This is a genomic window from Xanthovirga aplysinae, from assembly GCF_009711365.1.
Taxonomy (GTDB): Bacteria; Bacteroidota; Bacteroidia; order Cytophagales; family Cyclobacteriaceae; genus Xanthovirga; species Xanthovirga aplysinae.
The window spans coordinates 1-7,914 of record NZ_SMMB01001088.1 but is presented as its reverse complement, the minus strand read 5'-3'; the positions used below and the strand labels follow the sequence as shown (position 1 = coordinate 7,914).

General features: G+C 39.6%; 7 protein-coding genes. 1 reads left to right on the top strand and 6 read right to left on the bottom strand.

Translation table 11 applies throughout. The features are described from left to right. The first annotated feature begins 232 nt into the window (after positions 1–232). Positions 233–1,033 (top strand): class I SAM-dependent methyltransferase, encoded by an 801-nt coding sequence (locus E1171_RS12540; RefSeq protein WP_155206351.1) that lies wholly within the window; start codon positions 233–235, stop codon positions 1,031–1,033. 165 nt (positions 1,034–1,198) lie between these two features. Here E1171_RS12540 and E1171_RS12535 read toward each other — a convergent pair whose 3' ends face one another. The 6 genes from E1171_RS12535 to E1171_RS12510 form a co-directional block, all read right to left on the bottom strand. After that, the gene (locus E1171_RS12535) at positions 1,199–2,311 is read right to left on the bottom strand and encodes an ABC transporter permease (protein ID WP_155206350.1); all 1,113 of its coding nucleotides are present in this window, start codon (positions 2,309–2,311) and stop codon (positions 1,199–1,201) included. 66 nt (positions 2,312–2,377) lie between these two features. Then, entirely contained in the window at positions 2,378–3,487 is a 1,110-nt protein-coding gene (locus E1171_RS12530) for an ABC transporter permease (protein WP_155206349.1), read from the bottom strand. 1 nt (position 3,488) lies between these two features. Beyond that, a complete protein-coding gene (locus tag E1171_RS12525) occupies positions 3,489–4,226 on the bottom strand; it encodes an ABC transporter ATP-binding protein (protein ID WP_155206348.1) in 738 nt (245 codons plus the stop codon). Positions 4,227–4,233: 7 nt separating this feature from the next. Next, on the bottom strand, positions 4,234–5,163 hold the full coding sequence (locus tag E1171_RS12520) for an ABC transporter ATP-binding protein (protein ID WP_155206347.1): 930 nt from the start codon (positions 5,161–5,163) through the stop codon (positions 4,234–4,236). Continuing rightward, positions 5,160–6,137: an HlyD family secretion protein gene (locus tag E1171_RS12515; RefSeq protein WP_155206346.1), complete on the bottom strand. Its 978-nt coding sequence runs from the start codon at positions 6,135–6,137 to the stop codon at positions 5,160–5,162. Before E1171_RS12515 ends, E1171_RS12520 begins: the two co-directional genes overlap by 4 nt. Beyond that, positions 6,109–7,344, bottom strand: a complete 1,236-nt coding sequence (locus tag E1171_RS12510) for a TolC family protein (protein WP_187696427.1) — start codon at positions 7,342–7,344, stop codon at positions 6,109–6,111. The genes E1171_RS12515 and E1171_RS12510 overlap by 29 nt, the downstream gene beginning before the upstream one ends. Positions 7,345–7,914: the final 570 nt, after the last annotated feature.

Sequence of the window (7,914 nt, the reverse complement as noted above, 5' to 3'; positions counted from 1 at the left end):
AGACTGCTGCTTTTACATCTATGCTAAAAAACATAGGACCTTTGTTACGCAATCCAAACGCCTTTTCTAATATCAAAATCGGTCAAATATAAATAGAAGCGAAAGTGCTTATGTAGTGGCTTGGGTTTCTTATACGAGCCGTTAGCTGAAGTTCCCCGCATCAGAGGAACCGATTAATTTCTCTAGCTAACGAGCTATTTTTCAGGGCATTAAAACTTATAAAAGTTGACTTTTGTCAGAATTACTTGCAAGAAGAATGAATTATTTTGATCCAGAAACTGCTGCAAAAAGATATGCTAAAGGAAGACCTTACTATCACAAAATAGTGGTGAATAAAATAAAGAATAAATTAAAACTAGAAGACAAATTAGATCACGTTGCTGATATTGCCTGCGGAACAGGGCTTTCAACCATCCCACTTTTAGACATTTCAAAGAAGATTACTGCTACTGATATAGCAAAACAAATGTTGAATTTGGCACCCAAAAATAATAAAATCGATTTTATCGTAGCACCAGCAGAAGATTTACCCATTGAATCTAACTCCATTGACTTAATAACAGTTTCTTCTGGTATACATTGGCTTAAAATTGATGAATTCTTAAATGAAGCGGCAAGAATATTAAAAGCTGAAGGTTGGCTTATCATTTACAATAACTGGTTCACAGGGGAAATGAAAGATAATAGTCAATTTTCAACTTGGTTCAAAGAAGATTATTTGAAATCCTATCCAAGTCCACCAAGAAATAACCAATATGATTGGGGCGAGAATAATTTGAGATTACATGGATTTGAAAGATTAGACTTAGAAACCTTTACAAATGAAATAGTTTTAAACAAACTAGAATTGATTCAATACTTATTGACTCAGAGTAACATCATTTCAGTTGTAGAGAAAGGCAACAATGAAATAGGCGAAATTGAAAATCGATTAAGCGACCAATTGGAAAAGTATTTTAGGAATGATAATGAAGTTTTCACCTATGAGAATTCAATATTGTATTTAAAGCTTAATCTCAATTTTTTCAATTAATAGAAGAACCCATTTTTCAACCTATTAATAAAGGACTTTTAATAGGGATTATTCCTTAACCTTTCTTCCGATCAAGGGTAGCCGGACCACCATAAGGCCGGGCAGTTTGCCAAACATTCGACGCCCCAAGATTGTCTAAAGGGAGAGGCCAAAAAACATAACTCCTTAATCACTCTTCTTATAACTTAATACAGCCCAGGTATTAAAGAATATAGCAAAACCACAGAGGGCCAGGAATTGAGGTAAAAGCTGCAAAAAGGAGCTTCCCTTTAGGTAGATAAGCCGAAGTACTTCAATGATGTATTTAAGGGGACTGAGATTACTAAACCATTGGGCAGCTTCGGGCATATTTGCCACGGGCGTATACAATCCACTCATGAAAATAAAGGTCATTACAAAAAAGAACATCATAAACATGGCCTGTTGAACGGTCGAAGCATAGTTGGATATGACCAAACCGAAGCCGGAAAAAGCGAGAATAAAAATAGAAGCGAATATGAAAATGGTACCGATAAATCCTACAGGCACCAGCTTCCATAAGAAAAAGGCAATCAGAATACCGATGGTCAGAACCAGATAGCCTGCCACCCAAAAGGGAATCAGTTTGGCCAGAATAAAAGTGAACTTCTTCACAGAGGTCACATTCATTTGCTCTATGGTGCCTCTTTCTTTTTCTCCCACAATATTCATTGCAGGCAAAAACCCAATCATCTGGGTAAGCATCATGATGATCAGTGCCGGTATCATAAATACCTTATAGTCCAAAGAAGGATTGTAGCGATAAAGGGGTAGGATCTCCATGGAGGGAATGATGGGTTCATCAGGGTTCTGCTGTAAGCGGGTCCTAATTCCGGTATTGAAATCCGATATAATTTGATTCAAATAAGCAGTGCCCAATCCTCCTTTATTACCGTTTACGGCATTGGCAGACACCATGAGGTCTGCCTGCCCGTTTCTTACCAGTTCCCTTTCGAAGTTGAGAGGAATTTCCAGGATAATATCTGCTTTATTGGATTCAATACTTTTTAAGGCCTGTCGGTAATTCCCTGAAACATCAGTAATTCTAAAATAACCAGAGGAGCGGGCTTTTTCGATCAACTGCTGTGAATACATCCCCTTATCATTATCCACTATGCTGAGTTTCACGTTCCTGATATCAAAGGAGGCTACCAGTGGGTAAATGATCAGGGAGGTGAAGGGTAAAAACAGCACCGTACGAATCATTGCTTTACTTCTCCAAAACTGCTTAAATTCCTTTTCCAGTAAATAGCGTAACATGGTAATTAATAACTAATAAATGAGTAAATGGAAATAGCTGGTATCTTAAACTCTTTCGCAACCTAGTTACTCCAACCTTACTTTAAAATTTCTCAAACTGGTTAACACCAGCACCACCAACATGCCCAGAAGGATGCTTACTTCTAGGATTATGGAGGAAAAGCCCAGGCCCTTGATCATGACATCTCGTAAGGCATCGATGTACCATTTTGCAGGTACAAATTGTGCAAGTACCTGTAATAGAAGTGGCATATTTTCTATGGGAAACATCAGTCCTGAAAGCAAAGAAACCGGCATTATTAGTCCCATGGCCGACATAAGAAGGGCCGACATTTGACTTTCCGCAATGGTGGAAATCAACAGACCTAAGGACAAAGCCAGCAGGATGAACAAGAGAGAAAGGCAGGTTAACACAAAGAAGCTTCCATTAATGGGGACACCCATCAAAAAAACGGAAATCACTAATAAACTGATCAAATCCACTACTGATATCAAAAAGTAAGGGGCTATCTTGGACAGAACAATTAATAGTGGAGAAATAGGAGAAACCAATAGCACTTCCATGGTACCCAATTCCTTTTCCCTGGCAATGGAAACTGATGTCATCATGGTACAAATCAGAATTAAAACAAGTCCTAGCACTCCTGGTACAATATTGTAAACGGCTGTCAGGTTGGGGTTATATAGTAACTTCGTTATGGGGCTGATTTGATAAGTGGGACCTTTGTCATTCCCTAATAGTTCCGCCTGGTATTCCTCAATAATACTGGTGGCATAAGAGACCAGCGTAGATGCTGTATTAGGATCGGTTCCGTCGGTGATCAACTGAACCTGAGCCTCACCGGTATGAAGTAGGTTTTCATAAAAATTTTCACTGAAAACAACCAATAACCCAATATCAGATTTCTGAAAAATAGTTTCGATCTCCTTCGGGGTGTTCACATAGGTTTCCAGATCAAAATATGCATTGGCAGCTAAATTATCCACAATGGTTTGGGTAGCGACATCTTGGGATGGATCGTATACAGCCACTTTGCTATTTTTTATTTCCGTAGAAATTCCAAAGCCAAAAAGGATAATCATTAACACGGGCAAGGCTAATAACATGATGGCCGTCCAGCGATCCCGAAAGATATGGTAGAATTCCATTTGCGCAAATATTAGGAATTGTCTCATATCAACTATCTTTTCGTTTTGCCTTGCCGGCTAGTTGGAAAAACACTTCTTCCATATTACTCACCTGAAATTTTTCTTTTAGGGCCTTGGGGCTGTCCAGAGCGTCTATTCTTCCGTCAACCATGATGGACACCCGATTACAGTATTCCGCTTCGTCCATGTAATGGGTGGTGACAAAAACGGTAATGCCCCGATCAGCGGTATCATAAATCAATTCCCAAAATTGCCGACGAGCAGCAGGATCCACTCCTCCGGTGGGTTCATCCAGGAAAACAATTTTAGGGTCATGGAAGATGGCTGCAGTAAAGGCCAGTTTTTGCTTCCAACCCAGCGGCAAGGCGCTTACCATGGTGTTCTTTTCGGCCTGAAATCCCAGACGATTCAGCATCTCATCTATTTTCCTATTAATCTGTGCATTTCTAAGGCCATAAATCCCACCATACAGGCGTAGGTTTTCCCATACTTTCAGGTCTTCGTATAGAGCAAATCGCTGGCTCATATAACCAATGCATGCCTTGACGTTTTCTGATTGTTTTACAATATCAAAGCCTGCCACTTGCCCCATTCCGAAAGTGGGTTTACTCAGTCCACAAAGCATACGCATGGCTGTGGTTTTTCCTGCTCCGTTTGCTCCCAAAAAACCAAAGATTTCTCCTTTTTTTACTTCAAAAGAGATATGATCCACCGCCATAAAATCCCCAAACGTTTTGGTTAGATTTTTTGCTATGATGACGTTCATCTCTCTTTTATTTATTGGCCAATTCTAGAAAACTATCTTCAATCCCCGCCTGGATAGGGTCAATCTTAATGTCCAAATGCCCCTTTTCTTTTAAGAAAGCTTCCAATTCTGCTATTGTAATGGCAGCTTCATGCGGGGCTGCCTTTTTTTTCTCCACCGTAATATGGTGGGTATCACCAAAAGCATAGCAACTGAGTACATGGGGGTTACTACGCAGATCCTTCAATAATTGAAACATCTGCTTACTGTGTACCGACCACAAAATGTTTTCAAACTGAGCAATGATCTTTTGAGGTGTTTCCGTCTTCAAAAAAATACCATGCTGGATCAGGGCAATGCGATCACACAAACTGGCTTCATCCATGTAGGGGGTAGAAACCAGGATAGCGATTCCCTGTTTTTTTAATTTTTTTAGCATTTCCCACAACTCTTTTCTGGAAAGAGGATCGACGCCCGTGGTAGGCTCATCCAGAAACAGGACCTCTGGCCTATGAATGAGCGCACAGCTGAGGGCCAATTTTTGTTTCATTCCACCCGAAAGAGCGCCGGCTCTTCTCTTTTTGAAAGGTTCAATGTGCTGATAAATATCTTTAATCAAATCATAATTCTCCTCTATAGAGGTATTGAAAAGAGAAGCAAAAATGCGTAGGTTCTCTACCACGGTTAAATCATGATAAAGAGAAAAACGACCGGGCATATAGCCTACCTTTCGCCGAATCAGCTTATAGGCTTTGATCACATCGAATCCTTTCACCATGGCAGATCCGGAATCGGGCAAGAGCAGAGTAGTAAGGATACGGAATAAAGTCGTTTTCCCTGCTCCGTCGGGACCAATAATGCCAAATATTTCCCCTTCTTCCACTTCCAGGCTTACCCCTTTAAGGGCCTGTACTCCATTATAGCTTTTTTTAATATGTTGTGCTGTTACTGCCTTCATGATTCCTTAAATTTTACTCCAGCATACATTCCAATTTTCAAATAGCCATCATTTTTGACGGCTACCTTAATCGCATAGACCAGATTGGATCTTTCATCCTGGGTGGTAATGGTCTTGGGAGTGAACTCCGATTTACTGGAAATCCATTGGATTTCTCCCTCGTAGGGCCGTTGCTCATCTTCTCCAAATTCAGCCAGAACCTTCACTTTTTGCCCTAATTTTAATTGGTTTAATTGGCTGCCTGTCACATAAGCCCGAAGCACCATATATTCCAAATCAGCCATTTTAAAAAGGGCTTTACCATTAGTAGCTAACTCTCCTTCTTCGGCATATTTTACCAAAACCGTTCCTGTTATGGGACTTTTTATGGCATATTTTTTTAACATTTCTTCTGCTTGGGCAATGCGTACATCCACTTCTCTGCTTTGAGCATTGATGGCATCCACATTGGTACTTACCGTATTGCTTTGCGCCTTTAATTGGGCTTCAAGGATACGGAGCTGATCGTTGATCTCATCCAATTGCTGTTGAGTGGCGGCATCTCCGGCCAGAAGTCTCTCGGTCCGCCTTTTATCCCTTTGGTTTTTGGCAATTTGCTTTTCAATGGATTTAAGTTGAATATTGAGATCAGGTCGACTGGCTAATAATGCATATTTGTTGGCTCTCAACTGAAGCTTTGTTAGGTATTGATCCGTGCTATCGATCACAGCCACAAGCACTTCTTTTTTTAAAATTTGTCCTTCTTCTAGAGGAAGAGAAAGAATTTTTCCTGCTACTTCTGATGAGACAATGATCTCCGTGGCCTCAAAAACACCTGTTGCATCCGTAGGGATTTCGTTGTTTCCACAAGACCAAATCAGCAATACTAATAAGGCAAGGAATCCTTTATACACACTCCTCTCACTACAGGCATTTATCCTTCTCTCCCCTGTTTTAGACAAACTCTTAATTCCCGGAGGTATTCTTAATTTCATAGACGGACATCAAATATTGAATTTCATGTAAAATCATATCCAGCTGGGCTATATTTTCATCATTGATTTTGTCGAGCAAATCCGTCATGCTGCTGACACCATTTTCATATCTTACTTCATAAGCTTCCTTGATTTTCTTTTTCAGTTTTAACACCTCCTGATCTTGTTGAAGATAAGTATGGTATTTCTCTAGTTCCTTTTCATATTGACTTAATTCAAGGTTAGTATTGAACAAAAAGGTCTCCTTTTCCACCCTTACCTTCTGTATATTTATCTTTGTCAGCTTTTTGTTATTTGCATTCTTATAAAGGCCGTCTATTGACCATGAGAGGTTCACTCCCGTTACAAATACGGTACTAATACTGGAACCTGCGATATCTATACCTGGAACAATAAAAAAACCAAGGACTGTTACCCCGATGTAAGGATAAAGGCTTGCTTTATTTACCTTATGTTGGGCCAAATAAAGCTTCTTTTGGTTTTGATATAGATTCAATTCAGGGCGATTGATGGACAAAGGATATTTATTCTCCATGACCACTGGTTTTAACAGTTTCTTTTGCTCTCCAATCGATTCCCCAATCATTGCTGAAAGTACCTCAAGATAAGCTAATCGATTATGTCTTAGATCGGTCATTTGCTGCTCTATGTTGAGGATCTGTACCCCGATTTCATCCAAATCCGTAGGATAGGTCTTGCCATTTTCCACCGCTATACGTGTCCTTTCCAGGTGTTGCTCCAGATTCTTTATAGTAAGCTGCAGTTGCTTTAGCTGCTCCTCTAATAATAATATCCCGAAGAATAAGTTGTTGACTCGCTCCTTAATGCTATACATAGAAACCTCCAGATTAGCCTTGTCAATTCCAGAATTGGCCACTTCCACCGCTTTCTTTGCTTTGGTGTTGCCTCCGTCCCAAATACTCTGACTCAGTACGGCCAGGCCTATAAAATTAAATTTCCTTGGCAGAATGGCAGGGGGAATTCCTTCAATAAATGCCTCCAATGCTGCTGCCTTAAATTGAGGTAAATAAGCCTTATTTGCATTGGATAAAGTATAATCCTTTGCCCTTTTAATTAAACCGTATTGTTTAATCAATGGATAATTTCTCCTGGCTTTTTCATAACATTCCTCTATACTCAGTTGTCCAAAAGCCTGCTGTATTTGAATTTCAAATAAGAAAAAAAGAAGAATATATTTTGTTCTCATTTCTTTCATTATACTCCTTCTCACCCATGCTTATCTTTTTAATTCTAGGCCCTTATGGATTATCCTTCGCAAATGAGAGGTACTCAATGGACATCATTGGATAGAAGAAATTAAGCGTTTTGATTTTTACCTACTCATTGAAATGGGCAAAACTCCTTGGTCCCCTATTCCATAACCAAGAACTACGGTTAAAGGGTTGGAATTTTAGAAAAAGCAAGCTGATGATTTGTAGCCTTTACTGAAAAATGAAATGCATTTATTCACGCCATCAAATTCCTGAAAATAATGGAAGTCAGATTCTCCCTTATTAAACCAAAACCTCCAAGTCTATATCTGACAGGACATGGCAAGAATCAGATATAGAAATTTCAATAAATGATCTTAATAGTGCCGGAGTTAATGCTGGTAAAATATTGGAATGAAAGCCCGATATTCTCTGCAGCTAAATACCTCAAGCATAATCCTCTCCTTCCAAATGGCAATCCTCTCCTCAAATTCAAAACACCATAATGTTATCCCACCCAATCTTACCTGCCTGGAAAAACCCAAGCACCCAAGCTAAGCTTTGCT

Bases quoted from the DNA above. Each gene is read 5' to 3' on its own strand.
- E1171_RS12515 (WP_155206346.1), bottom strand. From the start codon at position 6,137: ATGAAATTAAGAATACCTCCGGGAATTAAGAGTTTGTCTAAAACAGGG.
- E1171_RS12520 (WP_155206347.1), bottom strand. From the start codon at position 5,163: ATGAAGGCAGTAACAGCACAACATATTAAAAAAAGCTATAATGGAGTA.
- E1171_RS12530 (WP_155206349.1), bottom strand. From the start codon at position 3,487: ATGAGACAATTCCTAATATTTGCGCAAATGGAATTCTACCATATCTTT.
- E1171_RS12510 (WP_187696427.1), bottom strand. From the start codon at position 7,344: ATGAGAACAAAATATATTCTTCTTTTTTTCTTATTTGAAATTCAAATA.
- E1171_RS12525 (WP_155206348.1), bottom strand. From the start codon at position 4,226: ATGAACGTCATCATAGCAAAAAATCTAACCAAAACGTTTGGGGATTTT.
- E1171_RS12535 (WP_155206350.1), bottom strand. From the start codon at position 2,311: ATGTTACGCTATTTACTGGAAAAGGAATTTAAGCAGTTTTGGAGAAGT.